The 25693-nt window shown below is 62.2% G+C and carries 22 protein-coding genes; 10 read left to right on the top strand and 12 right to left on the bottom strand.

Annotated elements, in window-relative coordinates:
• Positions 1 to 182 precede the first annotated feature (182 nt).
• The 4 genes from J5J83_RS06540 to J5J83_RS06525 are packed head-to-tail and all read right to left on the bottom strand — an operon-like array spanning position 183 to position 4998.
• Positions 183 to 1124 (bottom strand): hypothetical protein, encoded by a 942-nt coding sequence (locus J5J83_RS06540; protein WP_212346844.1) that lies wholly within the window; start codon positions 1122 to 1124, stop codon positions 183 to 185.
• A 1-nt stretch (position 1125) separates the two neighbouring features.
• Positions 1126 to 2997, bottom strand: coding sequence for a hypothetical protein (locus J5J83_RS06535; RefSeq protein ID WP_212346841.1), 1872 nt, complete (start codon positions 2995 to 2997; stop codon positions 1126 to 1128).
• Positions 2991 to 4178: a metallophosphoesterase gene (locus J5J83_RS06530; protein WP_212346838.1), complete on the bottom strand. Its 1188-nt coding sequence runs from the start codon at positions 4176 to 4178 to the stop codon at positions 2991 to 2993. Before J5J83_RS06530 ends, J5J83_RS06535 begins: the two co-directional genes overlap by 7 nt.
• A 10-nt stretch (positions 4179 to 4188) precedes the next feature.
• On the bottom strand, positions 4189 to 4998 hold the full coding sequence (locus tag J5J83_RS06525) for a Dam family site-specific DNA-(adenine-N6)-methyltransferase (RefSeq protein WP_212346835.1): 810 nt from the start codon (positions 4996 to 4998) through the stop codon (positions 4189 to 4191).
• A 642-nt stretch (positions 4999 to 5640) separates the two neighbouring features.
• Here J5J83_RS06525 and J5J83_RS06520 point away from each other — a divergent pair.
• The 3 genes from J5J83_RS06520 (at position 5641) to J5J83_RS06510 (ending at position 8381) form a co-directional block, all read left to right on the top strand.
• The gene (locus J5J83_RS06520) at positions 5641 to 7341 is read left to right on the top strand and encodes an alkaline phosphatase D family protein (RefSeq protein WP_212346833.1); all 1701 of its coding nucleotides are present in this window, start codon (positions 5641 to 5643) and stop codon (positions 7339 to 7341) included.
• Between the two features lie 129 nt (positions 7342 to 7470).
• A complete protein-coding gene (locus J5J83_RS06515) occupies positions 7471 to 7950 on the top strand; it encodes a L,D-transpeptidase (protein ID WP_212346831.1) in 480 nt (159 codons plus the stop codon).
• Complete coding sequence (locus J5J83_RS06510) at positions 7947 to 8381, top strand: GNAT family N-acetyltransferase (protein WP_212346829.1); 435 nt, start codon at positions 7947 to 7949, stop codon at positions 8379 to 8381. The genes J5J83_RS06515 and J5J83_RS06510 overlap by 4 nt, the downstream gene beginning before the upstream one ends.
• On the opposite strand, the gene J5J83_RS06505 is transcribed toward J5J83_RS06510, so the two are convergent.
• From J5J83_RS06505 to J5J83_RS06495, 3 genes are read right to left on the bottom strand one after another with little or no spacing between them, the layout of a single operon-like run.
• Entirely contained in the window at positions 8326 to 9117 is a 792-nt protein-coding gene (locus J5J83_RS06505) for an NRDE family protein (protein ID WP_212346826.1), read from the bottom strand. The two genes, J5J83_RS06510 and J5J83_RS06505, sit on opposite strands and share 56 nt — an antisense overlap.
• The gene (locus J5J83_RS06500) at positions 9108 to 9416 is read right to left on the bottom strand and encodes a DUF4936 family protein (protein ID WP_212346824.1); all 309 of its coding nucleotides are present in this window, start codon (positions 9414 to 9416) and stop codon (positions 9108 to 9110) included. Before J5J83_RS06500 ends, J5J83_RS06505 begins: the two co-directional genes overlap by 10 nt.
• Positions 9417 to 9438: 22 nt before the next feature.
• Complete coding sequence (locus J5J83_RS06495) at positions 9439 to 10467, bottom strand: folate-binding protein YgfZ (protein WP_212346822.1); 1029 nt, start codon at positions 10465 to 10467, stop codon at positions 9439 to 9441.
• 150 nt (positions 10468 to 10617) lie between these two features.
• On the opposite strand from J5J83_RS06495, the gene mltG reads away from it, so the two are divergent.
• From mltG to J5J83_RS06465, 6 genes are read left to right on the top strand one after another with little or no spacing between them, the layout of a single operon-like run.
• On the top strand, positions 10618 to 11607 hold the full coding sequence (gene mltG, locus J5J83_RS06490) for an endolytic transglycosylase MltG (protein ID WP_212346819.1): 990 nt from the start codon (positions 10618 to 10620) through the stop codon (positions 11605 to 11607).
• Positions 11570 to 12250, top strand: a complete 681-nt coding sequence (gene tmk / locus J5J83_RS06485) for a dTMP kinase (protein WP_212346816.1) — start codon at positions 11570 to 11572, stop codon at positions 12248 to 12250. Before mltG ends, tmk begins: the two co-directional genes overlap by 38 nt.
• Positions 12247 to 13305 carry a DNA polymerase III subunit delta' gene (holB, locus tag J5J83_RS06480; protein WP_212346813.1) on the top strand — a complete coding sequence of 353 codons (1059 nt, stop codon included), beginning with the start codon at positions 12247 to 12249 and terminating at the stop codon, positions 13303 to 13305. The genes tmk and holB overlap by 4 nt, the downstream gene beginning before the upstream one ends.
• Entirely contained in the window at positions 13302 to 13667 is a 366-nt protein-coding gene (locus J5J83_RS06475; protein ID WP_212346810.1) for a PilZ domain-containing protein, read from the top strand. The genes holB and J5J83_RS06475 overlap by 4 nt, the downstream gene beginning before the upstream one ends.
• Before the next feature lie 7 nt (positions 13668 to 13674).
• A complete protein-coding gene (locus tag J5J83_RS06470) occupies positions 13675 to 14445 on the top strand; it encodes a TatD family hydrolase (RefSeq protein WP_212346807.1) in 771 nt (256 codons plus the stop codon).
• Positions 14432 to 15082: an ankyrin repeat domain-containing protein gene (locus J5J83_RS06465; RefSeq protein ID WP_212346804.1), complete on the top strand. Its 651-nt coding sequence runs from the start codon at positions 14432 to 14434 to the stop codon at positions 15080 to 15082. Before J5J83_RS06470 ends, J5J83_RS06465 begins: the two co-directional genes overlap by 14 nt.
• A 19-nt stretch (positions 15083 to 15101) precedes the next feature.
• On the opposite strand, the gene J5J83_RS06460 is transcribed toward J5J83_RS06465, so the two are convergent.
• The 5 genes from J5J83_RS06460 to J5J83_RS06440 all read right to left on the bottom strand — a co-directional run bounded on the left by J5J83_RS06460 (position 15102) and on the right by J5J83_RS06440 (position 24251).
• Positions 15102 to 15965 (bottom strand): DUF429 domain-containing protein, encoded by an 864-nt coding sequence (locus tag J5J83_RS06460; RefSeq protein ID WP_212346802.1) that lies wholly within the window; start codon positions 15963 to 15965, stop codon positions 15102 to 15104.
• Between the two features lie 11 nt (positions 15966 to 15976).
• Complete coding sequence (locus J5J83_RS06455; protein ID WP_212346800.1) at positions 15977 to 16924, bottom strand: histone deacetylase; 948 nt, start codon at positions 16922 to 16924, stop codon at positions 15977 to 15979.
• A gap of 419 nt (positions 16925 to 17343) precedes the next feature.
• Positions 17344 to 18303 (bottom strand): transglutaminase family protein, encoded by a 960-nt coding sequence (locus J5J83_RS06450; RefSeq protein ID WP_212346798.1) that lies wholly within the window; start codon positions 18301 to 18303, stop codon positions 17344 to 17346.
• The gene (locus J5J83_RS06445) at positions 18300 to 20789 is read right to left on the bottom strand and encodes a circularly permuted type 2 ATP-grasp protein (protein WP_212346796.1); all 2490 of its coding nucleotides are present in this window, start codon (positions 20787 to 20789) and stop codon (positions 18300 to 18302) included. The genes J5J83_RS06450 and J5J83_RS06445 overlap by 4 nt, the downstream gene beginning before the upstream one ends.
• Positions 20790 to 20840: 51 nt before the next feature.
• Positions 20841 to 24251 carry a transglutaminase family protein gene (locus J5J83_RS06440; RefSeq protein WP_212346795.1) on the bottom strand — a complete coding sequence of 1137 codons (3411 nt, stop codon included), beginning with the start codon at positions 24249 to 24251 and terminating at the stop codon, positions 20841 to 20843.
• A gap of 244 nt (positions 24252 to 24495) precedes the next feature.
• On the opposite strand from J5J83_RS06440, the gene J5J83_RS06435 reads away from it, so the two are divergent.
• On the top strand, positions 24496 to 25668 hold the full coding sequence (locus tag J5J83_RS06435; RefSeq protein WP_212346793.1) for a M20 aminoacylase family protein: 1173 nt from the start codon (positions 24496 to 24498) through the stop codon (positions 25666 to 25668).
• Positions 25669 to 25693: the final 25 nt, after the last annotated feature.

The following is a 25693-nucleotide window of genomic DNA, read 5'->3' as shown; positions in this document are numbered from 1 at the left end:
CACCAGCAAGACCCATCCCCGTCCTTCCCTTGAAAATAAAAGTAGAAGAACAATTCACATAATTCGGCCTGAGCGACTATTGGCGTTCAGCGAGCGTGGCCAGCCATGCGCCACTTACCTGCCGTTAGCCAGTGCGAGTACGGTCAAAATCGACGCTACTCTGAGTAGCGCTATTTTGTCAGCTAGCCGTTGGCGCGAAAGATAACCGAAATGGAGATGATGTGCCCAGATGGCTTGCGATCCACTGGCGTCTCAAGAGAGCCGCTGCTTACTCTCCAAACGCCGACGTCATCGTGTGAGCAAGCTATCAATAGAGTAACGAGTGCGAAAAGCTTAGGGCCGAAAGGAATTAAAACGATATTGAAGTGAGGCTTCAACATATCGACTATAGAGTTAATTTCCTTGAACAGTTGCGCTGGATTATTCAAGTCATAAGGCTGGCATCTTCCATCTGCCTGAATAATCCCCAAGAGCGACTGGTTGGCCTCGAGCACCCTTTGGTAATACTCCGGTATTGGACCAAGTGGATAGTATGCCCAAGTAGCGTTGTTGATTTCTAGATGATCAACGACCCCAATAGCCTTGTTCGGTTCATATCCAAGCCCAACAACAGCGGCAGGCGGTCGGTCTGGTCTGGTCGTCCATCCCGCAATCTGAGGAATTACAGGCTCCATCTTGACAGTAGGAGCTGTATCCTCTGACGGTGGCGTGAACTCTGCAATTGAGTAGCGAAATGTGACCTTTACTTCCTGACTTGGGAGTGAGCGCAATGCGTCAACTAAATGTGCCAAACGGAATCGATTGAAACAGGATATGTCGACTTCTACTGCGAACGTGTCTTGCTCCGGTTTGCTTTGGCGGAGATATTGGTTAATGGTCTCCCGAAAATTATCGTCGCTCACCTCTACAAATTCAAATCCGGCTGACTCGAACCATTCTTTGTTTCTGCCATATTCAAGCTCCTGTTGCAACGCAAAACCAATGGCAAGTTTTCTTTTCGCTTGATTATGAAAACGCTTGGAGGCATCTATCGCTCTTCCCTCATAGCCGCATGCGGCAATAAATATATCGACCTCCATTGAGGTTGAAGTCTCACAATTCTGAATTGAAGTTAGTGCGAGCATTTTAGTCCATATCCAACCTGAGCTGCGCAGGGCCAGTCACGCGAGCTGAAGGCACGGGTTCGCGAACGGGTAGAAGGCTAGAAAGACGTACGGCTTTCCCTTTTCGAATGAGTAGGCCATATTTTGCCGCCAGAAGAAAACTCAATCTCAACTTCGCATTCAGCATCTCCCCAACAATCGCCTTTGACGACGACTCATCCACGAGCATTACTGCGCCACGGTTCACTGCGGATGCAAGCAGCTCTCGTGTTCTTTCCGAAACACTGTCATCCACAATGAAGCTCTGCGCCGGGTCAATGCTGAATCTCGTCTCAACAAGTTCCGAGTGGAATTTGGCTCCAATTTCACCGAGTAGTGAATCAAGCGGCAAGTCATCTCCCCGCTCGCCCGCGGACTCTACGGGAATTGTCCTTAATAATGCAATTAGACGGTCTGCGAATGCATCAATTTCTTTCGCCTGTTCTGCATTGGGCACCTTTTTGACGCCGCTTCGTACAAGAAAGTTAACGAGAGGTGATGCTAGACCGATAAACCATCGTGGATTTCCTTCGGTAATTGCAAATATCGAATCAGCTCCGGTGTAAAGCTCTAACGTTTTACGCTGTCGCGCGGAGACCATGCCAGCTTTTGATTGATGCAAGAAGAAATCTCGCAGAGCGGCGATAGGGGCGGCTTTGCGAAGGACACTGTCCCTCTGATGTTCCCACTGACTCTCAGCTGTAGTCAGGTCTATTCCCTTTTGTCTGAGAAAAGAAATAAATGAGCGGTCCTTCTTCGCAAGAGAGGTAAACACTTTGTGCCAATGCTCGCCCGGGCTGTACGGGCTGCGTCTGCGAGCACCGCGGGAGTCTCTTGGCTCGAAAACAGAGCGCCCTAATGCCTCTTCGGCCGAAATGTCTAGCCCGTGCTTTTGCACCAGAGAAGACCACAGGGCTCGACAAAATGCTTTTGAATCAGTGCGGTCGGAATACCAAAGACGAATTTGATGATAGTCGTGGCCTAGGGATGCGCCATCTTGCTTGAATAGTGCTCTATAGGCAGTTGCGGAAACAGGGCTGATGGCGAGCTTAAGGTAGAGCCTCGGGTCAGAGGTGCGAAGAGCGGAGAACAGTTGGTCAATAATCCAATCCGGAGCGGTCTCGAGTTCGTCAAAAAGAAGTCCCCATCTGGCGCCAGACTCTCCAACCGCTTCATTAAACGTCGCGCATATGTTCGAGCATATATCAAGAAAGTCGAGATGAAGATAGTCCATCGAGGCTAACTCCCTCGAGCATTGTTCATCTTCAAGCAGACTGCAGGAGTTCGCAAGCGCTCGAATGTCGGAAAGACGGTTTCGCAGCGCTTGGCGAATAGCGAGCAAACTCGGAATTGCGGGCTTGACTCTGAGCGCAGCAGCTAGATCTCGAGCTAAGAGTGCCTCTTGGTCGCCGTTTAGACTGACGGCTCGGTATTCGGTCTTGGAGTTTGCACGCGAAGCCATCGTTTCCAATACGGAATGAATGACGTGCGTTGTGAAGCATGCCAAGACGAGCGCCCTGTGGTTCTGCTCGTTCAGCTTCCCATAGCCAAGGGAATTCAGCTGCTTAGACCAGCTTATATCGGAAGCAATGAATACGCCGCTGTACTTGACAGCAGCGCGAAAGGCCCCCGCCCTCGGACCAGACCAAGCGGCAAGTGCGCTCGGCTGAAGCATCTTAAGTAATGTTGTCTTGCCGCTACCTCTTGGTCCGATGAGTACCGCATGATAGTCGCCAGCAAGCTGCTCGAAATGGGTGGAGTATACAAAGCCGCGTGCGACCTCTGTCGGCCCAAGGTATTTAGCGTTAAACGCCTCCGCGTTGATTGCGAGGCTTGATCTCTCGATTTTCAGCATGTTGACCTTACCCCGAGTTCGGACGGAAGTCCTGTCTCGTCTCGTGCTATCACTATGCCGTGTCGAACTTGAAGTTCTGTGCAGAGAGCATTCAACTTACGAGGCGTGAGGTGCGCCAAATCGGGCTGTAACGTCACAATCTCCTCCCATCTCTTCAGCTGATGAGCACCCATTGACGAAGCCACTTTACGCACCAACTCCTGAATGCTACCTCCGAATCCAAAACCGAGACGGCTAGGAAATGTGGCGTTTGCGTTTCCATAACGTTCCCACCCTAAGCCTGACACCCAATTCCATGACTCAACAACGCCCCTCAATTCGGCGTCCTGCCCAAATTTCTCAGCGTGCACCATGTGAAAATAGTTACGGGAAACAGTGGCGTTCGCTCCTTCAAGCTTTCCTGAAAAGCTGCCGCATGCAAGAACGATGGGTTGCTGAAACTCCCCTTGGGCCAACTCGATCTTTGGATGATGCTTGTGTCCATGAATGACTAGCCATGCGGCGTCTGCCGACAAGACATCAAGGAATTTTTGACCGTTTAACATAATGTCACCGCCAAGATCAAGGTCGCTGTGCACGTGAGGGTGGTGATGACATACTGCGACATTGAATGCAGCGACGGGGTGCATTTCTAGGTCTTGGCGTAGTTTTTCCAAGGTATAATTTGTCACTGAGCCTCTCTCAAGTTCGTCTCGATGCTCATGCAACCAGGACGAATTGAGAACGAGAAAGCGAACCATACCAATGGTCGTCAGGAAGTAACCGTGGGCCCAAAAATGGTCGGCGTGTGTATCGACGGGAATTGGGAATCTCGGTATTAGTCGCATTAGGGCTTCGCGAGGGATAGTTCCCACATCGTGACAGCGAGAGTCTACGTCATGGTTGCCGACGGTCGCTATAACCTGCTGGGCGTTGAGCTTCGCCCTTAGGTTATGTAATTGTTCCCATACGTACTTTAGCGCACCTCCGTCAGCGCGATTTGTCATATCACCAGGGCATACTACAAAGTCTGCAGACAATGGTTCCCGACTGATAAGTTCGTAAAGTGACGATAGAGGATTATCATGCTTCCCAAAGCTGTCACCGTCCGAATATAGCTTCACCTCGGTTCCCTTCGGGTCGCTACTTTTTGGGGCGGCATGAAGGTCGCTCAATACCGCAAATGTGACTCTTGGGTTCATGCGCCGGCTCCTACCCATAGTTGCGGAGCTGATACTCTCGCACTGATTTGCGTCCCTTCGAAAATCCGGCGACGCTTCGCCGAACGAGAGCGTATGTGAGTAACCAGCCTGGCAGTGCTTTGCGCAGGGAGTGAGCTTGATTGTATGAAATTAGAATTCTGACGCCGCGCTCATGAGCCGATCGCACCAGTTCAATCAATCTCTCGACATCGGTGTCGGAGAACGCGTTCCAACCGTATTCACCTCGGTTGCGGACGCTGCCGTAGTAATACGGCGGGTCCAGGTAGATGAAATCGCCCGCAGTTGCTTCTTGGACAGCATGCGAAAAGTCACCGCAGTACAGTTCTGCGTTTTGCAACCGAGCCGAAAATTGACGAAGGTGCTCCACGCTTGGCAGCGTGCCAGTTCGATATCCGCCGAATGGAACGTTAAACTGTCCTTGGCGGTTCTCGCGATATACACCGTTAAAGCAGTAGCGGTTCAGGTAAAGAAATTTCGCCGCATCGAAAGTGTCGTCCATTCCCGGCGGTAAGGCGCGCAAGTGGAGGTATGTTTCTTTACTAGCAGTCCAACCTCCCAAGACGGATGCGACGGTTTCTGGCCTTGCTCGAAGCGTTCTATATGCGGAAACCAAATGCGGGTTCACGTCACCAAGCAGGGCGCGACTTGGATTTAGAGCTAGAAACAGGCAGGCAGACCCGCAAAACGGTTCAATGTAGCGCCCTGTTATATGTGGTGACAGGCTGGTCAGTTTCGGAAGTATCTGCCTTTTACTTCCTGCCCATCTCAACACTGGCTTCACCGGAGCATCGCTTGTCATTCTTACTTTTTCTCCCTAAGCGTCGCGTGATTCTAGTACATCGGGACGGCCTCGGCGTGCGTCTTGTTCCCGGACGTGGCTAGACATCGCAATTGCTCCCGCGCACAAGGCCGTCTTGCAAGTTGCGCCGGTGGGGTGGTACTAGCATGTTTATCGGGTCTGCAAGGAGGCATGCGTTGTAGTCTGACGCATCGCTTTGATTTCTGCTTACTGAAGCCCGACTGACCGCTCGGGGTCCGAGGTTGTAGGTTAAATGGACTCGTCGGGCTGACAGCTCCGATCGACAAATTGCCGCCTCAAAGTCGGTAGGAAATCAACAGCTGTCGCGCATTGCTTTCTCGTCTCTCGGCCTCAGACAGTTCGAACCTCAGCAGAGGGCAGGCACCAGTCCGCGATCCATTAGCGCGAACAGACGGAGGCAGCCGGCCCGGCCCGTCCATGTTTACCCACTCCGACACCAGAACTCAACGCTATCCGACCAATAACCCACCACCTCCACAGGCTCACGAGATCCGCCCCGCGCCCGGCCACTGCCCACGCGTCATCCGCACCCCGCCCGCCGCGCAGCGAACGAAGGCGCCGTCACCGTCATGGTCCCGTCAAGCGCGAGACATACCCTATGCGCTCCATTCACAAAGGGTCATGTCCATGCAGCCGATCAAGCCTGCCCGCCGTCAATTCATTCGAGACCTCGGTCTCGCCACGCTTGTCCTCGGAAGCGGAGCCGGGCTGAGCGGCTGTGTGGGCTCCGACAGTGACGGGGACAAGACGAAGGCCAGTTTCGTACATGGTGTTGCCAGCGGTGATCCCCTGGCCGACCGGGTGATCCTGTGGACCCGGGTGAGCGGCATCACGAGTACGGTCGACGTGGCTTGGGAGGTGTCGACCGACGATCGCTTCTCCACCGTCGTTGCCAGTGGTACGGCCAATGCTGCCGAAGCCGGCGATTTCACGGTCAAGGTCGATGCCACCGGTCTGGCGGCCGGCCAGTCGTACTATTTTCGCTTCAAGTGCGGCAGCGTCACCTCGCCGGTCGGTCGCACCCGCACGCTTCCTGCGGGAGATGTGAGCCAGGTGCGCCTTGCCGTGTTCTCCTGTTCCAACTATCCGGCCGGCTACTTTCACGCGTATGCCGACGTGGCGGCACGGGACGATATCGACGCGGTTGTCCACCTCGGCGATTACATCTACGAATACGAGCGTGGCGGATACGCGTCGGCTGACGCCGAGGCGCTTGGCCGTCTGGTCGAACCGGCGGGCGAACTGCTGACGCTGGACGACTACCGCCGCCGCCATGCGCAGTATCGCACCGACCCCGATCTGCTTGCCTTGCATGCGCGGGCGCCCTTCATCGTCGTGTGGGATGACCACGAGGTGGCCAACGACACGTGGAAGGACGGCGCCGAGAATCACGACCCCGCGACCGAAGGCGCGTTCACCGAGCGTCGCGCGGCGGCGATCCGTGCATTTAACGAATGGCTGCCCGTTCGGACGGCCGATGCAGCCAATCCGGAGCGCATCTATCGCAGCTTCGATTTCGGCAGCCTGGTCTCCCTGCACATGCTCGATACCCGGATCATCGGGCGCGACCGGCAACTGGCCTACGCCGATTTCATGAACCCGGATGGCAGCCTCGACACCACGGCCTTCGGTGCTGCGATGGCCGATCCAGCGCGTCAACTGCTGGGTACCGAGCAGAGCGCGTGGCTGCAGGGGCAGTTTGCCGCGTCGCCCGCGCTGTGGCAGATACTCGGCCAGCAGGTGGTGATGGGGCGGATGTGGCTGCCGGCGCCCATCGCAACCCAGGCAATCGGGTTCGGTGCCTACGCGGCGCTGGCGGCCCAGGCCCAGACCGCGCCCGAAACGCTGACCGCGGAGCAGCTGGCGATGCTGTCCCAGCCCTCGATTCCCTACAACCTCGACGCCTGGGACGGCTACGCCGTTGCGCGCGAAACCGTGCTTGGAATGGCGCGCGCATACGACAAGAATCTCATTGTTCTTTCCGGCGATACGCACAATGCGTGGGCAAACGATCTGCAGGACAGTGATGGCAATCAGGTGGGCGTCGAGTTTGCGACGACTTCGGTGTCTTCACCGGGCCTCGAAGAGTACATTACCGATGACCCGGCCGTCGTGGCGGCCGGCGTCGTCCAGATTGTCGAGCCCTTGAAATACGCCAATACCAGCGAACGCGGCTACATGCTCGTCACCGCAACGGCCACGGCGTGCGAGGCCGAGTGGCATTTTGTTTCCAGCGTGAAAACCCCTGGATTCACCAGCAGGCTGGAGAAGACGCTGGGTGTGCTGCCCGGAAGCGGCAATCGACGACTCGTGGAGGTTTGAGCACATTCGCCGCGCCCGGTGCGGCGGGGCGGATGTGTGGGCTAAACTGCGCGCATGTCTTGCACCGGGAGGGCGGCACGTGCGCTTTCCTTCTTTGGTGCAGGCCCATGCATCTGCACGAGTTTCGCCATGTATATCCGTATTGCGCTGTCCACGCAGCGCCTTGAACTGTTCGACGGGAATGCCTGCTGCATCCGTCGCTATGCCGTGTCGACCGCCGCCAATGGGGCGGGCGAGCAGATGGACAGCGGCTGCACGCCGCGCGGCCGTCATCGCATCCGGGCCCGTATCGGTGCGGGGGCCGCGCGGGGCGCGGTCTTTCGCGGTCGGCGTCCGACCGGCGAGGTGTGGTCCGACGTTTTCGCCGCCGCGCATCCGGGTCGGGACTGGATTCTGTCGCGCATCCTGTGGTTGTGCGGGGAGGAGGTGGGCGTCAATCGCGGCGGGCTCGTCGACAGCATGCGGCGCTACATCTACATCCACGGCACCGGAGACGATCAGCCGATGGGGGTGCCGCGCTCGCATGGCTGCATCCGCATGCGCAACGACGACATCATTGAACTGTTCGATCTGGTGAGCGCAGGCACACCGGTGGAGATCGTCGAATGACCGATATCAACGTACTGATCCTGGATTGGGATGCCGCTGCCGCGCGTGCGATGCCGCTGCGCGAGCGCGTATTCGTGGTGGAGCAGGGCGTGCCTGCGGAGATGGAACTGGATGAGTTCGACCCGGTGTCCTGTCACGCGCTGGCACTCGATGCGGGGCAAGCGGTGGTTGCAACCGGGCGCCTGCTGCCGGACGGACATATCGGCCGGATGGCAGTCGATGCGGCGTGGCGCGGCCGCGGGGTGGGGGGACGTGTGCTCGAAGCGCTGGTGTCGGCGGCGTGGGCGCGCGGGATGGACGAGGTACTGCTCAATGCCCAGGTCGATGCAATTGCGTTCTACCTTCGCCATGGCTTCATGGCCGAAGGCGAGTTCTTCATGGAGGCGGGCATTCGTCACCGTGCGATGCGTCGATCGCGAAGCGGTGCGTGAGCTCGCCGCGCAACTTGCCGCCGGCGTGCCAGGTCCATTCGGTAAAGCACACCTTGCCTGCGTGATCGATGGTCAGCAGGCTCGAGCAACGGGTGCCGTAGGCAGGGGCGTCGATGAACTCGGTCGATAGCCTGCGCTCCCATTCCAGGCCGACACCCGTATCGGGCAATTCCTCATCGGGCACCCGGGTGGTGTTGCGCAGCAGCGCCAGGAAGGCGCCGCGATCGGGCAGCGTGTCGAGTGCGCGCGCGAACGCATCGCGTGCGCGTGTCACCTTCGGCCACGCGGTGTCGAGCACATGGTTCGACAGCCCGTAGATGCCTGCATCCAGCAGGCGCACCTGGCCGGTGGTGCTTTCGTGGATGCCGAACTGGCGGCCGTCACTGACCAGCAGATTGAATCCGGCATGGTTTGCGCTGGTGCGCGCGATGTCGTCGAGCGTGGCGAGGGTGTCTGCCGAGTTCTCCAGCGCCGCCCGCACCAGCGCCCCGCGCGAGGGGCGTCCGCTGTTGCGCTGGCTGGGGTCGCGGTAATTCGTCAGCGCCGCGAATCGGCCGCTGCGGCTGATGCCCATCCATGTTCCGCCGGCCTCGAGGTCGCGGCCGGCGAGCAGGTCCGGCGCGTCGATCCACCAATGCGCGGGACTGGCCGGACGGGCACGAAACTCATCGCGGTTGGCGGCCACGACGAGCGGATAATCCGGATGGGCATGCCAGCCGACAACGATCAGACACACTCGACGAAGCACTCCATGTGACGCGCCGCGCCGGGCTGCACGATGTCTTCGAGTGCATGTTGGACGACGCCCTCGCGCAGGGCGTGCTCGAAGCGCTCGGGCTCGGTCACGCCCTCGTAGACTTCCATCCAGGTGGCGTCCTCGTGCGCGCGGATGAAGAGGCGTCCGGCCACGCCGCACGCTTTCTCGAGTTCGACCTGCATGCTGCGCACGGTGGCGTGGGCGTCGTCCACGTCCACATCGTCGCGGACGCGGTAGTAGATGAAGTAATGTCTCGGTGCCTTGTCGTCTGCTGCCATCGCATTGCTCCGTGACGGGCCGTCAGGCCAGGGCGTAGGGCAGCGACAGCACTTCGAGGCGCGGACCGTCCGGCGCGCCGAGGTGAATGTCATTGCTTTCCGCGGCGCTGGTCTGCATCACCGCAAGCGCTTCGAAGCGGCCGTCGTTCAAGGCGGCGACGTTGACCAGCACGCCCGCGGACTGATCGCCGAACTCGGGCGAAAACAGGTCGGCGCCGACGGCCGGGGTGCTGCCCGCCGCCAGCGACACGCGGTACATGCGCTTCTTGAGCTTGCCGAGGTATTTCGTACGGGCCACGATTTCCTGACCCGGATAGCAGCCCTTCTGGAAGCTGATGCCGCCAATGAGGTCGTAGTTCAGCATCTGGGCGACGAATGCCTCCTGCGTCGGCGCGGTCACCAGGGGCAGGCCCGCGCGCACCATCGCCAGCTGCCAGGTGTCGGTGCCGGCCGGCACGGCACCTGCGCTGCGGAGCGCTGCGAAGACCGCGGGGGCATTGTCCGTTGCGGTGACCACGACGGCCGATTCGGCGCCGAGGCGAATCACGCGCACCCCGTTGTGCGTCGTTTCCTGCATGTCGGCCGCCGGAAACGGCAGCGCAGCGGCGGCAAGACAAGCTGCGGTCGCCTTGCCCGTCAGCCCGATAAGCGCGTACCCGGCGCTGACGTCGGACAGCTTGACCTTGCTGCGCAGGATGTACATCGACAGCTTCTTGTGCATGGCCGGCAGGATGTCGGCGGACATCACCAGACTGTGCCCTTCGGCTTCGTGCCACAGCAGGAAGCTCGCCAGCATGCGCCCCTTGGGGCTGTTGAAGCTGTTCCATTGCGCGGCGCCGGCAGGCAGCTTGTTCACATCGTTGGAGAACAGGTTGTGCAGGTAGGGCGCGGAATCCGGGCCGGTGCTCTGCACCATTCCCAGATGCACCAGGGGAACGACCGCCGACCCCGTCGCCAGGATGTCTGCATCCGCTCCCGCGTTGCCAAAGGAAATGCCGTTGTTGTCGAGGGCGGCGCCCTCGCCGGAAAGGTATTCGGTCCAGATTGTCATGGTCTCGCCGATCAGTGTCAGGATGTTTGAGGGTGGGGCCAGCGGCCCTGTCGATGAAGTATTATAGGGCCCCGCCGCGCTCAGGCAGCGCCTTGTCGGCGTCGCTTTCGCCTGTCGAAGGCCATCGACAGGCCCGCTTATCCGATTTTGATGAAGAAACACATTGTTGGTATCACTTTGCTGGTGTTGCTGCTTGCGATGGCAGCCGGTGCCCTGGGCTGGTGGTTTGCCCATCGTCCGCTGACGTTGAAGACGCCGGTCGTCGACTTTACCGTGCAGCGCGGATCGAACATGCGGCAGGCGGCGGGCGTCATCGCAGATGCCGGCGTCGATATCCGGCCGGCGCTGCTGTACTGGCTCGCCCGCCTGGGTGGCAAGGCGAGTCTGATCAAGGCCGGCAGCTATGAGGTGCACGAGGGCATCACGCCCTGGCTGCTGATTCTCAAGCTGTCGTCGGGCGACGTGTCGCAAGGCGAGTTGCTGCTGGTCGAGGGGTGGAACTTCCGCCAGGTCAGGACGGCGCTGGAGAACAACCCGAACCTGGTCGCCGACACTGCCGGTCTGAGCGACGGCGATATTCTGGCGCGGATCGGGGCCACGGAATCCAGCCCCGAAGGCCTGTTCTTTCCTGACACCTACCTGTTCGACAAGCATTCGAGCGCGCTGGCACTGCTGGCGCGGGCGTATGGCGCCATGCAGGCCAGACTGGCGGAGGCCTGGGCGGGACGCGATCCGGCTTCGCCGCTGCGCACGCCATACGAGGCGTTGACCCTGGCCTCCATCATCGAAAAGGAGACCGGGCGCGCCGAAGATCGCGCGCGGGTGGGATCGGTGTTCTCCAATCGCCTGCGCATCGGCATGCGCTTGCAGACCGATCCGACGGTGATCTATGGCCTGGGATCGGATTTCGACGGGCGGCTGCGCCGTCGGCATCTGGATACGGACCACCCCTGGAACACCTATACCCGCGCAGGCTTGCCGCCGACCCCGATCGCGATGCCCGGGCTGGATTCCTTGCGTGCGGCCGTCAATCCGGAAAGAACGGATTACCTGTATTTTGTTTCGCGCGGAGATGGCAGTAGCGAGTTCTCGCGCAACCTGAATGAACACAACCGCGCGGTGGATCGCTACCAGCGCTGAGGAGCAGTCTTTGCAGAACGTCGTGCAACGGGGCCGTTTCATCACTTTCGAAGGCATCGATGGCGCCGGCAAGAGCAGCCAGATCGCGGCCGTCGTCAGCATGCTGACGGCGAACGGCGTCGCGGTCGAGCAGTCGCGCGAGCCGGGCGGAACCCCGCTTGGCGAGGCCTTGCGCGCTCTGCTGCTCAATGAACCCATGCATCTCGAAACCGAGGCCATGCTGATGTTTGCCGCCCGGCGCGAACACCTTGCCGCGCGCATTGCCCCTGCGCTGGCGCGCGGGCAATGGGTGGTGTGCGACCGCTTCTCGGATGCCACTTTCGCCTATCAGGTGGGCGGGCGGGGCCTGGACCCGGACAAGTTCGCGGTGCTCGAACACTGGGTGCATCCCGGGCTGCAGCCGGATCTCACGCTACTGTTCGACCTGCCGCCGGAGATCGCCGCTGCGCGCGTGGCCTCCACCGGCGAAAGCCCGGACCGTTTCGAGCGCGAGCAGCGTGCGTTCTTCGAGCGCGTGCGCGAGGCCTATCTGTTGCGGGCGCAGCGCGATCCGGCACGCATCTGCGTAATCGACGCCAACCGCGAGCCGGCGCTGATTCGAGCGGAGATCGAGGCGGTGGTCCGGGAGCGTTTCTTCACATGATTCAGCCATGGCTCGAATCCGCGTGGGCACGGCTGCTTGCGCTGGGCGCGCGGCTGCCGCACGCGATGCTGTTCGTCGGACCGCCGGGCCTGGGCAAGCGGGATCTGGCCGAAGCGCTGGCCGCCCGGCTGTTGTGCGAATCGCCGCGGGCGGACGGCCATGCCTGCGGCACCTGCGATGCGTGCAATTGGCGATCAGGCGGCAATCATCCGGATTTCTATCGCGTGGTGCCTGCGGCGGTGGCCGACCAGGCCGACGGCGGGGAGGAGGGCGGTGCCACGGCTGCGGCCGACGGCGGGGCTGGAAAGGCCAAGTCGAGTCAGATCGTGATCGAACAGATCCGCGAGCTGCAGTCCGCGCTGGCGGTGACCGGCCATCACAGCGAACAGCGGGTGGTGGTGGTGGATCCTGCCGAGGCGATGAACACGTTTACCGCCAATGCCCTGCTCAAGCTGCTTGAAGAGCCGCCCGCGGGCTGCACCTTCCTGCTGGTGTCGTCGGCGCCGCGAAGACTCTTGCCCACCATTCGCAGCCGCTGCCAGCAATGGAGCTTTCCGCGTCCGGATGCCGCCCAGCGCGAGGTCTGGCTGCGCGGACAGGGCAAGGATATCGAGGTCCTGCTCGATCTTGCCGGCGGTCTGCCGCTGGCGGCCACCCGGCTGGCCGAACGCGACGGCGCTGCCTTTGCCGCGCGCTTCGTGCGTGACCTGTCCGGCGATCCCGACGTGTTGAAACTGGCCGGACAATGGGAGGCGTGGTTGAAGTCGAAAGAGTCGCTCGCCGCAGGGTTCGGACTGCCCATGCTGGTCGACTGGATGCAGCGCTGGGTCGCCGACCTCGTTGCGCTTCGCCTGGGTGGGCGCGCCCGCTTCTATCCCGGGCAGGAAAAAACGCTGACCGCCCTTGCCGCACGCATGAACGTGGCAAGTGCGAGCAACTGCTACAATGAGCTCGCCCAGATTCGACGTGTGGTGGCACATCCGCTGAATCTTCGCCTCTTCATCGAAGACATGCTGATGCGCTATGCGCGCGCACTGAAAGGAGCCCGGAGTTGAGCGAAGCAAATCGTCCCCATGTCGCACGTCCGAGCGTGCTGTCGCTGAACATCAATTCCAAGTCGGCGCTGTATGCCGCTTACATGCCGTTTCTTTCCAACGGCGGCATTTTCGTGCCCACGCCCAAGACCTACAACCTGGGCGACGAGGTGTTCATGCTGCTGCAGCTGATGGATGATCCGACCAAGCATCCGATCGCGGGCACCGTGGTATGGGTGACGCCGTCCGGCGCCCAGGGGGGCAAGGCGGCGGGCATCGGCGTACATTTTTCCAGCGACGAAGCCGGCGCCGGGCTGCGCCACCGTATCGAGCAGATCCTGGCCGGTCACCTCGGATCGAGCAGACCGACCCACACTCTTTGAGCCATACATGTTCGTAGATTCGCACTGCCATCTGGACTTTCCCGACCTTGCCGCACGGGAGGATGAGATCCTGGCCACGATGGCGGTCAACGGGGTGGGTCATGCGCTGTGCATCAGCGTCAAGCTCGAGGACTTCCCCCGGGTCCGGAGTCTGGCCGAGCGCCACGGCAATCTGTGGGCCTCGGTGGGGGTGCATCCCGACAATGCCGAGTGCGAGGAGCCCGATGTCGACCGGCTTCTCGAGCTTGCCGACCATCCACGGGTGGTGGCCATCGGCGAGACCGGTCTCGACTACTACTGGCACAAGGATGAGCCGGCGTGGCAGCGCGACCGATTCCGTACCCATATCCGCGCCGCCCGCGCATGCGGCAAACCGCTCATCATCCATACGCGCAATTCGGCTGCCGACACCTTGCGCCTGATGCGCGAGGAAGACGCCCAGGCCTGCGGTGGCGTGATGCATTGCTTCACCGAGTCGCGAGAAGTGGCCGAGGCTGCGCTGGAGATGGGCTTCTACATCTCCTTTTCCGGCATCGTGACCTTTCGCAATGCCAAGGCGCTCAAGGAGGTGGCTGCGTGGGTGCCGCTCGAGCGCATGCTGATCGAAACCGATGCGCCCTATCTCGCGCCCATGCCGCATCGGGGCAAGACCAACGAGCCGGGCTGGGTGGTGCATGTGGCGGACGAGATCGCCCGCTTGCGCGATCTGCCGCTCGAGACCGTCGAGCAGACCACGACCGACAACTTCTTCCGGCTTTTTACCCATGCTCAGATCTGACACCATCCGTTTGTTCCTGATTGCTGCGGCAAGCAGCTTTCTGCTGGCCGGACCGGCCACCGCCGGCAGCTACGACGACGCCATGAATGCCGCGCGGCAGGGGGATACGCCGCAGCTGACGAGCCTGCTGGCACGGGGCATCGACCCGGATACGGTCGATGCCGGCGGGAATACCTTGCTCATCATTGCCGCCCGCGAAGGCAATGCGGAAACCGTCGCCACCTTGCTCCGGTTTCGCGCCCGCATCGGCTACCGCAACATGGCAGGCGATTCCGCCCTGATGCTGGCGGTGCTGGGCGGTCGCGATGACGTCGTCGATGTGCTGCTCAAGGCTGGCGCCCCCGTCAACCACGAGGGCTGGACGGCGCTGCACTATGCTGCTTTCGAGGGACGGGTCGCGCTGTTGGACAAGCTGCTTGCCGCCGGTGCGGACATCAATGCGCTGGCGCCGAACCAGTCCGATGTGCTGATGCTCGCCGCCCGCAATGGCCATGCCGACATGGTGGCGCATCTGCTCAAGCTTGGCGTGCCGCTCGACCGGCGCAACGACGCCGGCTTGACGGCGGTCGATTGGGCGTTGTCGAACGGCAATACCGATATTGCCGACATGATCCAGACTGCGGCGCGACGCAGGTAGGCAAGGACGCGCAGGGCGCTCAGACTGCGGCGTCGCCGAGCTGCGCGCCGGCAATCCAGCCTTCGAGCGCATCGAACCCGTCCTGCAGGCCGAACCCGGGTGGGCCAGCGCTCACGCACCAGCCCGCCTGCACCAGCGCGAGGGCGGCATCGAGCAGGTCGCCGCTGTGGTCGTCGATGAGACGCTGGCGAAGCTGCGCGGACATGTCGAGTCTGAGCCGCAGCGGATGGTTTCCGAGCGCCAGTGCGTCGGCAATGTGCGCCCGCGCCTGGGTCCGTTCCGCCGTGTGCTTGCGTCTGTCGTCACTCTTGTATGAATCGGCGCGGATCCAGCGTGCGAGCAAGCCGGGATAGGCTTCCACCGCAACGCGAGCCGGATCGCCGCAATGCATGCCGGCAACGGTGACGCCAGCGGCGTAAAGGCGCGGTACGCCTTCGAGGAACATCAGGCCGACCGGCGGATTGACCAGCTTGAGCGGGCTGTGCGAGCGCGCCGGGAGGTCGGTGGCGCGATGGGGGTAGCGGCTGCCCATCGGGCGTGACTGTCGATAGGCATCGAGTGCCGCGCGAAAGCGTTCGCGCCCGAGCGTTGCGCAGTGGGCGACGAGTTCGGCCCAGTCGAGAGGCCATCCGAGGTCTTCAACGGCGCGGCGTGGCAGGCCGAAGGGAAAGTCGAAGCCACCCAGCCAGGGGCCAGGGCAGGCCAGCATGGCGTCGAACGAGGTCCAGTCCGGGCAGTGCTCGAGTGTCTCCAGGTGTATGGACGTGCCGTCGAGGTGGCCCGAGGCGACCGTAATCGGCTTTGCCGGACGAGGCGCCGAGGTGAAATCGACCCCGAGCAGGCGAACGTTTCCGGTCCAGGCCGGGTTCGGATGATGTGCCATGGTCACGCTCGTCACCTCGATTCGGTTGTCAGTCGTGCAGGGGCGTCACGGTTCCCGTTGTCGGCAAATACGCGCGCGGCGGTCAACACCGTTGCGACATGAATCGAAACGGTGTCGTCGATGTCGCTGGCGTAGCCGCCCGCCATCGCCACCGCCACCGCTGAGCCGTGGGCGCGGCAAGTGCTCAATACCGTCAGGTCGCGGCGCGCGAGTCCTTCGATGCTCAGATCCAGACGACCGAGTCGGTCCCCGCTGTAGGGGTCGGCGCCGGCCAGGTAGATCACCAGATCCGGGGCTGCACGGGTGAAGACCTGTTCGAGCGCCAGCTCGAGGGCCTTGAGGTAATCCTCGTCGCCGGTGCCGTCCGCCAGTTCGACATCGAGGTCGCTGGTTTGTTTTCGGAAGGGAAAGTTTTTCGCACCATGCAGGCTGCAGGTGAAGATATCGGGCTTGTCCCGCAGGATGGCTGCTGTGCCGTCCCCCTGATGGACATCGCAGTCGATGATGGCGATCCTGCGCGCACGCCCCTCGGCACGCATGGCCAGCGCGGCGATGGCCGCATCGTTGAAAACACAGAATCCGGAACCGAAATCGCGGTGAGCATGGTGCGTTCCGCCGGCCAGATTGACCCCGCAACCTTCGGTCAGCGCTGCGCGGCACGCGGCCAGCGTCGCGCCGGCCGAGCGGCGGGAGCGTTCCACCATGCCGGGTGACCAGGGGAAGCCGATGCGGCGGATCTCGGCAGCATCGAGTGACCCCTCGGCCACGCGGGAGAGATAGGCGGCGTCGTGCGCACGCAGGATGGCTTCGTCCGTCGCAGCGTCGGGCACGACGAAATCGTCGGGGTGAAAAAGCGCCGACGCCAGCAGCCGCGCCCTGAGGCGGGCGTACTTGACCATCGGGAAGCGATGGCCTTCCGGTAGTGGGAGCACGAAGTGGTCTGCGTAGAAGAGTTTCAAGGTGTCCCGGGTCCGACATGCGCCCCATTGCGGGAGGTTAGTGTAGTGTTGCGTTGCGCGTCGTTTGACACTTAAGTTGGTTTTGCGAAGACCTTCCCCCTTGAAGGGGAGGGAGAAAAAAGCTGCCCTCTCGAACCTCATTGGCAGGTCCCTTCCCCTTCAAGGGGAAGGACAGGATGGGGATGGGTTTTGTGGCGAACCGTCAAAACCCATCCCCACCCCAACCCTCCCCTTGAAGGGGAGGGAGCCAGACAGCGCCACCTCAACCCGGTAGCCAGCGCAGAGACGTGCTGTCGTTCGAGCGGCAGCGAGCGATGCTCGCTGAAACCCCGCTCTCACCCCCTTGAAGGGGAGGGAGCAAAAAGCTATCAATCGCAACGGCCCCTTGAGATAATCGCCATCAAGAGCAAATCACCACACTAGGACGTCACCTGCAGCAGGTTCGCGACAGGTGCCTCGGCGTTGGTGTAGAGCGTCTCGAACTCGTTCTCGGGCACCATCGTGACGGCGATTTCGGGTTCGTGGCCGCCGCCGCCCAGTATGACGCCGCGCAACGGGGAAACATCGCCGAAGTCGCGCCCCCAGCCGATGACGACATGCTCCTGCGACGGAATCAGGGCGTTGGTCGGGTCGAAATCGACCCATCCCGTCAGCGGACAGTACACCGAGACCCAGGCGTGGGTGGCATCGGCACCCACCAGACGGGGCTTGCCCGGGGGCGGGCGGGTCAGGATGTAGCCGCTTACGTAACGTGCGGACAGGCCCATCGAGCGCAGGCAAGATAGCATCAGGTGGGCAAAATCCTGGCACACCCCACGCCGGTTCTCGAAGACTTCGGTCACCGGGGTGGAAATGTCCGTGGCCTCGGGATCGAAGGCAAACTCCTTGTTGATCCTGCGCATGAGCTTGTCGACGGCCAGCAGCAAAGGAACATCCGGGCCGAAGTCGGCGGCGGCGTAGTCGGCGAAGTCGCGCTTGACGCGCACATGCGTGGACTCGAAAAGGTAGCCGCAGGCTTCCAGCATCGCGGGGCTGACAGTCCGGCCGGCTCGGTAGGCAAGATCCGCCCGTACCGATTCCCAGGGGGGGGAGCTCTCCAGCACCAGCGGAGGCCGGGGATCGAGTTCGATCCAGCTTTCCGCCCGAACGAACAACTCGTCGTGATCGCGTTCGAAGTGCAGGGATCTCACCATATTGCCGAATCCGTCTGCGAAATCCTCGACGCGCTGGGGTTCGGGACGCACCACGACCTTGTGCGATACGCAGCGCTGACCGGGGAGTTCGCGCGGGGTGAGACGGAGGTTCTGGCGCGACTCGCCGACGGGCTGGTCGTAGCGATACAGCGTGTCGTGGCGGATATGGTAGCGGACCGGGGTCATGCAACTCTCCGCAGTCGCATTGGACGCAATGTGTGGGTGAAATAGCGACGATGGACTTCGTCCGACAGATTGAGGGCGGTATCGATGGACTCGTTCAGGAGCGTGCCCAGCGTCCCCATTGCAAGCTCGCAATCGTCGGCTTCGAAACGTGTCAGATCGAAGTTCTCCAGTCGTCGGGCCAGCGGGTCGATCAGCAGCGAAGGGTAGGGGTGTCCAAGCTCTCTTGCACTGCGGGCAAGGTACTTCTGCAGCACGTCGACCTGGAATCCCACCGAATGCGGGTTGGTGCGGTCGAACACCAGCAGGTGAATCAGCGGCAGCAGTTCTGGCGTGCGCCGGTAGCGGGCACGATAGGTGACGATCGAGTTTGCCGCTTCCAGCAGCCACTCGAACATGCGCTCGCGTGCGTCGGGTTCGGCTTGCATCGGCACCCGGATCAGCCCGGCCAGCCCCTCGAGGCGTTCGATACGCCGTCCCAGGATGAGGAAGCGCCAACCCTCGTCGCGCGTCATGTCGTCCATCGCGAATCCGGCAAGGGAAATGCAGGACTGCATGACCCGGTCGATTGCAGACAGGGCCTGGTCGATACTGGTGATCTGCTCGGACAGCAGCTGCTCAAGGCGATTGAGCGCGTGCCAGTTGTCGGATGACAGGCGCTCGCGCACCTGACTGGCGGAGAAACTCAGCGCCCGCAGGTTGCTGGCCACCGAACCGGGACGGCTGTGATCGAGCAGGGCGCGCAACAGCTGGGATGGAATGTCGTCGGGTCTGGTCTCGTCCTTGTCCTCGTCGTCATCGACGATGATCCCGAGTCTGCGCGTAGCCTGAAGCACCCCTTGAAGGCCGGATTCAGTCTCCGCATCGGTGCTCGCGGCGCGCACGAATGCGGCGCGCAGCAGCCGTGCGCCGGCCTCCACCCGCTCGGCGTAGCGACCCATCCAGAACAGGTTCTCGCCCACTCGCGAAGGAATGTCGGCGCCGCCACAGACGAGATCGATGACCGCAAGGCGGCGCTTGAGCAGGGTGGTGCGAACGACGGGGGCTTCGGCGCGTATCCAGGTGTCCTTCGACAGGCCGCCGCGCTGCATGGAGATGACTTCCATGCCCGCACGCGGAGCGATGCGGCCGAGTGCGCCGGGCATGACGTTATAGCCTTCGGGCGTGGCGCTGGCAAACACGCGAATGCCGACCGAGCGCGGCAGCAGGCGACGGTTCCACACCGGTGCCTGGGAAAGACGGACCCATTCCTGGGCGACATAGGCATGGGGTTGGGCCAGGATGCGTTCGATCATGCGCCGACGCGAGTCGCCCTTGAGTTCGTGGCCGAAGACCGCCTCCATGCGCATGCTCGGGAATGCGGGCTTGATGACCAGTTCGTCGAGATGGTCGAGCACGTATTCAAGCGCCGGTGGTTCGCCGCACCACCAGCTCGCGACCGAGGGCATCGCCATCTTTTCGCCCAGCAGGCGCTCGCAGATGGCGGGCAGAAAGCCGAACAGGGCGCCGGATTCGAGCACCCCGCTGCCGACGGCGTTGGCCATCAGCACCCGCCCGGCCCGGATCGCGCCCAGCAGGCCGGGAATGCCCAGGGCCGAATCGGAGCGCAGTTCGAGCGGGTCGCAGAAATCGTCGTCGAGTCGCCGCAGAATCGCGTGGACCCGGCGCAGTCCGCGCAAGGTTTTGAGAAATACGGTGTTGTCGCGCACCGTCAGGTCCTGCCCCTCGACCAGTGGAAAGCCGAGGTAACGGGCGAGAAAGGCGTGCTCGAAATAGGTTTCGTTGTAGGGGCCGGGCGTCAGCAGCACGGTGAGCGGCACGTCCCCGTCGGCGGGGGCCAGGCGCGCAAGGCTGTCCTGCATGGTCCGGAAGTAGTTCGCAAGCGGATTGACGTGCAATTCGCGGAACGCATCCGGAAAAGCGCGCGAGACGATGATGCGGTTCTGCAAGGCGTAGCCGGCGCCGGACGGACCCTGGGTGCGGTCGGCAATGACCCACCAGCGGCCATCGGGCGCGCGCGCCAGATCGGCCGCATAGCTGAACAGCCAGACGTTGCCGGGTGGGGTGAGGCCGCGCGCGGGCCATTTGAATCCATGTTGACCGAACACGAGTGCAGGTGGCAGCAGCCCCTCGGCCAGCAGGTGCTGGGGCCCGTAGAGGTCGGCGAGAATGGCGTTGAGCAGCCGTGCACGCTGCGCAATTGCGGTGGACAGCATCTGCCATTCGTCGTTACCGACGATCAGCGGCAACATGTCGAGCTCCCACGGGCGCTTGGTGCCCTTGGGGTCGGCGTAGACGTTGTAGCTGACACCATCCGATTCGATTGCGCTGCGGACAAAGGCGGCGCGCTGGGTCAGCGTCTCGTCAGGAAAGCCTTCCAGACGGTCGACAAAGGACTGCCAGTGCGGACGAGCCTCGCCGCTGGCGGACATCATTTCATCGAAACGATTGTCGCTGAGCGGATAATTTTTGGTGAGACCGACGGGCATGTTTGCACACAGAACACCCGCCCGTCGAAGGCTCGACGGGCGGCGTGCGGATTAGTAATGGCGCAAGTCTAGCGTGAAAGGAAACTCGGGGTGTGTGCGAACTTCCCCTACTGACATCTTGCCCGGCGTGTGCCCCATGCGGAAGAAGCGCGATATCCGTCGACTCTCCGCCGCAAATGCGTTCACCGGGAAATCATCGTAGTTGCGACCGCCCGGATGCACGACGTGGTATTGGCACCCGCCAAGGCTGCGCTGATTCCAGGTGTCGACGATGTCGAAGGTCAGCGGACTGTCGATGCCGATCGTGGGGTGTAGCGCCGATGGCGGTTGCCACGCACGATAGCGCACGCCGGCAACGAACTCGCCAACGACGCCAGTGGGCTGCATCGGAACCGGAACGCCGTTGCAGGTGACGACGTAGCGGTCGGGCGCGGCGCCGGTGAGCTTGACCTGAACACGCTCGAGCGAGGAGTCGACATAGCGTGCCGTGCCGCCGGCGGCGCCTTCTTCACCCATCACGTGCCAGGGTTCGAGTGCGGCGCGAAGCTCCAGCGTCATGCCCTTGATGGCGTAGTCACCGTACTTCGGACAACGGAACTCGAGGTGAGAGGCGAACCACTCGGGCTTGATCGGATAGCCGTCGGCCTGGAGATCCTCCATGACATCGCAGAAATCCTGCCAGATGAAATGCGGCAGCAGGAAACGGTCGTGCAGCTCGGTGCCCCAGCGCACGAGTTTGGGGGGCGTATAGGGATCCTTCCAGAAGCGGGCAATGAGCGCTCGCAGCAACAGTTGCTGGGTCAGGCTCATCCGTGCGTGCGGGGGCATCTCGAAGGCGCGCATCTCGAGCAGTCCAAGGCGACCCGTGGGGCCGTCCGGCGAGTAGAGCTTGTCGATGCAGAACTCGGCCCGGTGGGTATTGCCGCTGACGTCGATCAGCAGGTTGCGCAGCAACCGGTCCACCATCCACGGTGGGCAGCCATTCGGCGACGCTTCGATGACCCGCGTCATTTCCTTGAACGCGAGTTCGATCTCGGCGACGGAGTCGTTACGTGCCTCGTCGATGCGCGGCGCCTGCGACGTCGGTCCGATGAACATGCCCGAGAACAGGTAGGACAGGCTTGGATGGTTGTGCCAGAAGCTGATCAGGCTGCGCAGCAGGTCCGGTCGGCGCAGGAAAGGCGAGTCGGCGGGCGTGGCGCCGCCCATGACGAAGTGGTTGCCGCCGCCAGTGCCGGTGTGACGGCCGTCGACCATGAACTTTTCGCTGGTGAGACGGGAATAGTGTGCGGCCTCGTAGAGATGCTCGGTCTGATCGACAAGTTCGTCCCAGTTGGTGGCCGGATGAATGTTGACTTCGACGACGCCAGGGTCGGGGGTGATGCGGAAATGCTGCATACGCGGATCGCGCGGCGGCTCATAGCCCTCGAGCAGAACGGGCTGGTTGAGTTGCTCGGCGGTCGCTTCAACGGCCGCGACGATCTCGAGGTAATCCTCCAGGGACTCGGTTGGCGGCATGAAGATGTAGAGCGTGCCGTTGCGGGCTTCGGCGCACATTGCGGTCCGCGTGATCCAGCCGGCGGATTCCTTGCGTGCCGGACGACGATCGGTGGACTCGGCCGCGCTCGTGCCCTTGCTGCTGGCAGCAGCCACTCCCGCGCCATTGCCGGCATCGGCTCTGTGGTCAAACGTTGCGCCGGTGACACCGGAGCGGCGCAACGTTGCACCCTCGAGCCGCGATGCCGGATTCAGCTGGTGACGGAGTGCGGCGTGTGCAGGCAAGGGCGGGTAGTGGTCGAAGGGGTCCGGCTGATGAATCACCGGACGGTCTCCAGGCGTGACCCACGGTTGCGAGTCGAGCGGCAGGCGGTAGCCCATCGGGGAGTCGCCGGGGAACAGGTAGCAGCGTTCGCTGCGCAGAAACCAGGGTCCGGTCTGCCATCTGCCGGTGGCAAGGTTGCGGGCCACCGGCAAGGCGTAGCCGGTGACCTTCGCCAGCCCCTGGGTGAACACCTTCATCAGGCGCTCACGTTCCATTTCGTCATCGATTCTTGCATCGAAGGGATCAACGTTGGCTGGCAAACGACGCTCGCGCCACATGTAGTAGAACACGTCCTCGTAGGCCGGAAAGACGAACTCTGCGGCCAGACCGAGCTTGTCCGCCACCCCGCGCAGGAAGCGGCCGGCGACGATGTCGTCAGCGCTACCGGGTTTGGTTTCGTCTGCAATCAACTCGCGACGCGACCACATCGGCTCGCCGTCCTTTCGCCAGTAGCAGTTGAGTGACCAGCGCGGCAGCTGCTCGCCCGGATACCATTTGCCCTGTCCGAAATGCACCAGACCGTTGGCGCCGTACTGGTCGCGCAGGCGGTGATAGAGGTCGATCGACAGTCGCTTCTTGTCCGGGCCCATGGCCGCGGTGTTCCATTCGTCACCTTCGGCATCGTCCACCGAGACGAAGGTCGGTTCGCCGCCCTGGGTGAGGCGGACGTCGTGTTCGACCAGTTCGCCGTCGATCGCATGACCGAGGCGGACGATCTCGTCCCACTGCTCTTCGGTGTACGGTTTGGTGACGCGGGGTGCCTCCCAGATGCGGGTGACCTTCATCTCGTGCTCGAAACTGACCTCGCACTTTTCGAGCGCGCCGGTGATGGGGGCGGCGGACGTTGGGTCGGGTGAGCAGGCCAGCGGAATATGGCCCTCGCCGGCGAACAGGCCGGACGTCGGGTCGAGACCGATCCAGCCTGCACCTGGCAGATAGACTTCGCACCATGCGTGCAGATCGGTGAAGTCCTGCTCCGGACCGCTGGGGCCATCCAGCGACTTGACGTCGGCGGTAAGCTGGATCAGATAGCCGGAGACAAAACGCGCGGCCAGTCCGAGGTGGCGCATCAGTTGTACGAGCAGCCACGCCGAGTCGCGGCACGATCCGGACTTCTTCAGCAGCGTTTCCTCGGGCGTCTGCACGCCCGGCTCGAGCCGGATCAGGTAGCCGATGTGTGAATACAGGTCACTATTGACCTTGACCAGGAAGTCAACGCTGCGGCGCTCGGTGGTATCGATCGATTTAAGGTATTCGTCGAACTTCGGCGACAGCGGCAGCTTGAGCAGATAGGGCGCGAGTTCGTGGTTCAGCGACTCTACATACTTGAACGGGAAGTTCTCGGCGTACGGCTCGAGGAAGAACTCGAAGGGGTTGATCACCGTCATCTCGGCGACCAGATCCACCTCTACGCGGAAGTGGTCCGTCGGTTTCTCGAACACCAGGCGGGCCAGGTAATTGGATTGAGGATCCTGCTGCCAGTTGATGAAGTGCTCTTCGGGCAGCACGCGCAGCGAATAGGACAGGATGCGCGTGCGGCTGTGCGGCGCCGGCCGCAGCCGAACGACTTGCGGGCCGAGCTTGATCGGACGGTCGTAGTGGTACGAAGTTACGTGAGACAGTGCCACATGGATCGACATGAGTGCTTCCTCGTTCTCGGTCAGAATGAAATGAACATGAGCAATTCCCGCGCCATGATGAACTGCATGGAAATGGCGGGAAACCTCCAATGGATGCACCGGTTTGGTGCTACCCCGTATCGACGAGCACCCAAATCGCTCGGTTGGCGCCATTGTGCGCCAAGCAGCCTGCACAGCAATGACGGAGTGGGTGTAATACACTAAAAGCCCCCACGCCATTGACTCACATACAACAGGCAAGAACATGAGTGCCATCGACCGAATTGCCCCCGTATCGCCAGAGCTGAAGGCCATTCGGCGCGATATTCACGCGCATCCCGAACTGGCGTTTGCCGAGCACCGCACTGCTGCCGTCGTCGTGCGCGAGTTGCAGAAGGCAGGTATCGAAGTGCATCAGGGGATTGGTGGCACTGGCGTCGTCGGGGTGATCAGGGGCGGGCGCGGGCTGCGGGCGATCGGGCTGCGCGCCGACATGGACGCGCTTTCCATTACTGAGCGCAATACCTTCGAACATCGCTCCACCCACGCCGGCTGCATGCATGCCTGCGGACACGACGGTCACACCACGATGCTACTCGGCGCGGCGCAGGCGCTGGCCGCGGCGCGCGACTTCGACGGCGTCGTCTATGTGATCTTCCAGCCTGCGGAAGAGGGTGAAGGGGGCGGCCGGGTCATGATCGAAGACGGGCTCTTCGAGCGTTTTCCGATGGAGGCCGTGTTCGGCATGCACAACTGGCCGGGCATTCCCGCGGGGCAGTTCGCGGTGCACACGGGGCCGGTGATGGCGAGTGCGGACCGCTTCGACATCGAGGTGTTCGGTACCGGGGCGCATGCGGCGATGCCGCACCTCGGGGCCGACCCGGTGGCTGCCGGTGCCGCACTGGTGCAGGCGATCCAGACCATCGTCTCGCGCACGCTCGACCCGGCAGATGCGGCCGTGGTCTCGGTCACGCAGTTCCATGCGGGCGAAGCTTACAACGTGATTCCGGACCGGGCGACGCTGTGCGGAACGGTGCGGGCGTTCTCGGAATCGGTGCAGCAGCGCATCGAAAGTCGATTGAGGGAGCTGTGCGAGGGTGTGGGAGCGGCCTTCGGCGTGCGTATCGAGCTGGCCTATCGCCGCGGCTATCCGCCGACCATCAATACGGCTGCCGAGGCTGCGCTGTGTGCGCAGACGGCGGCCAGCCTGGTCGGCAGCGAGAACGTGGATACCGGTGCGCGCCCCAGCATGGGCGCAGAGGACTTTGCCTATTTTCTGCAGCGCAAACCCGGCGCCTACGTCTGGATCGGAAACGGGCCGGGCGAGGGCGGCTGCATGCTGCATAACCCGAACTACGATTTCAACGACGATATCCTCAATGTCGGTGTTGCCTACTGGGTGGAGCTGGTGAAGCGAATCCTGCCCCCTCATGCCTGATCGGGCAGGGTGGCTGCGTTGAACC

Origin of the sequence: Azoarcus sp. L1K30, assembly GCF_018122735.1 — a bacterium.
GTDB lineage: Bacteria > Pseudomonadota > Gammaproteobacteria > Burkholderiales > Rhodocyclaceae > Parazoarcus.
This window is presented reverse-complemented; position numbering and strand designations above follow the sequence as displayed.

Bases quoted from the DNA above. Each gene is read 5' to 3' on its own strand.
- J5J83_RS06540 (WP_212346844.1), bottom strand. From the start codon at position 1,124: ATGCTCGCACTAACTTCAATTCAGAATTGTGAGACTTCAACCTCAATG.
- J5J83_RS06535 (WP_212346841.1), bottom strand. From the start codon at position 2,997: ATGCTGAAAATCGAGAGATCAAGCCTCGCAATCAACGCGGAGGCGTTT.
- J5J83_RS06530 (WP_212346838.1), bottom strand. From the start codon at position 4,178: ATGAACCCAAGAGTCACATTTGCGGTATTGAGCGACCTTCATGCCGCC.
- J5J83_RS06525 (WP_212346835.1), bottom strand. From the start codon at position 4,998: ATGACAAGCGATGCTCCGGTGAAGCCAGTGTTGAGATGGGCAGGAAGT.
- J5J83_RS06520 (WP_212346833.1), top strand. From the start codon at position 5,641: ATGTCCATGCAGCCGATCAAGCCTGCCCGCCGTCAATTCATTCGAGAC.
- J5J83_RS06515 (WP_212346831.1), top strand. From the start codon at position 7,471: ATGTATATCCGTATTGCGCTGTCCACGCAGCGCCTTGAACTGTTCGAC.
- J5J83_RS06510 (WP_212346829.1), top strand. From the start codon at position 7,947: ATGACCGATATCAACGTACTGATCCTGGATTGGGATGCCGCTGCCGCG.
- J5J83_RS06500 (WP_212346824.1), bottom strand. From the start codon at position 9,416: ATGGCAGCAGACGACAAGGCACCGAGACATTACTTCATCTACTACCGC.
- J5J83_RS06495 (WP_212346822.1), bottom strand. From the start codon at position 10,467: ATGACAATCTGGACCGAATACCTTTCCGGCGAGGGCGCCGCCCTCGAC.
- mltG (WP_212346819.1), top strand. From the start codon at position 10,618: ATGAAGAAACACATTGTTGGTATCACTTTGCTGGTGTTGCTGCTTGCG.
- tmk (WP_212346816.1), top strand. From the start codon at position 11,570: ATGAACACAACCGCGCGGTGGATCGCTACCAGCGCTGAGGAGCAGTCT.
- holB (WP_212346813.1), top strand. From the start codon at position 12,247: ATGATTCAGCCATGGCTCGAATCCGCGTGGGCACGGCTGCTTGCGCTG.
- J5J83_RS06470 (WP_212346807.1), top strand. From the start codon at position 13,675: ATGTTCGTAGATTCGCACTGCCATCTGGACTTTCCCGACCTTGCCGCA.
- J5J83_RS06465 (WP_212346804.1), top strand. From the start codon at position 14,432: ATGCTCAGATCTGACACCATCCGTTTGTTCCTGATTGCTGCGGCAAGC.
- J5J83_RS06460 (WP_212346802.1), bottom strand. From the start codon at position 15,965: ATGGCACATCATCCGAACCCGGCCTGGACCGGAAACGTTCGCCTGCTC.
- J5J83_RS06450 (WP_212346798.1), bottom strand. From the start codon at position 18,303: ATGACCCCGGTCCGCTACCATATCCGCCACGACACGCTGTATCGCTAC.
- J5J83_RS06445 (WP_212346796.1), bottom strand. From the start codon at position 20,789: ATGCCCGTCGGTCTCACCAAAAATTATCCGCTCAGCGACAATCGTTTC.
- J5J83_RS06440 (WP_212346795.1), bottom strand. From the start codon at position 24,251: ATGTCGATCCATGTGGCACTGTCTCACGTAACTTCGTACCACTACGAC.
- J5J83_RS06435 (WP_212346793.1), top strand. From the start codon at position 24,496: ATGAGTGCCATCGACCGAATTGCCCCCGTATCGCCAGAGCTGAAGGCC.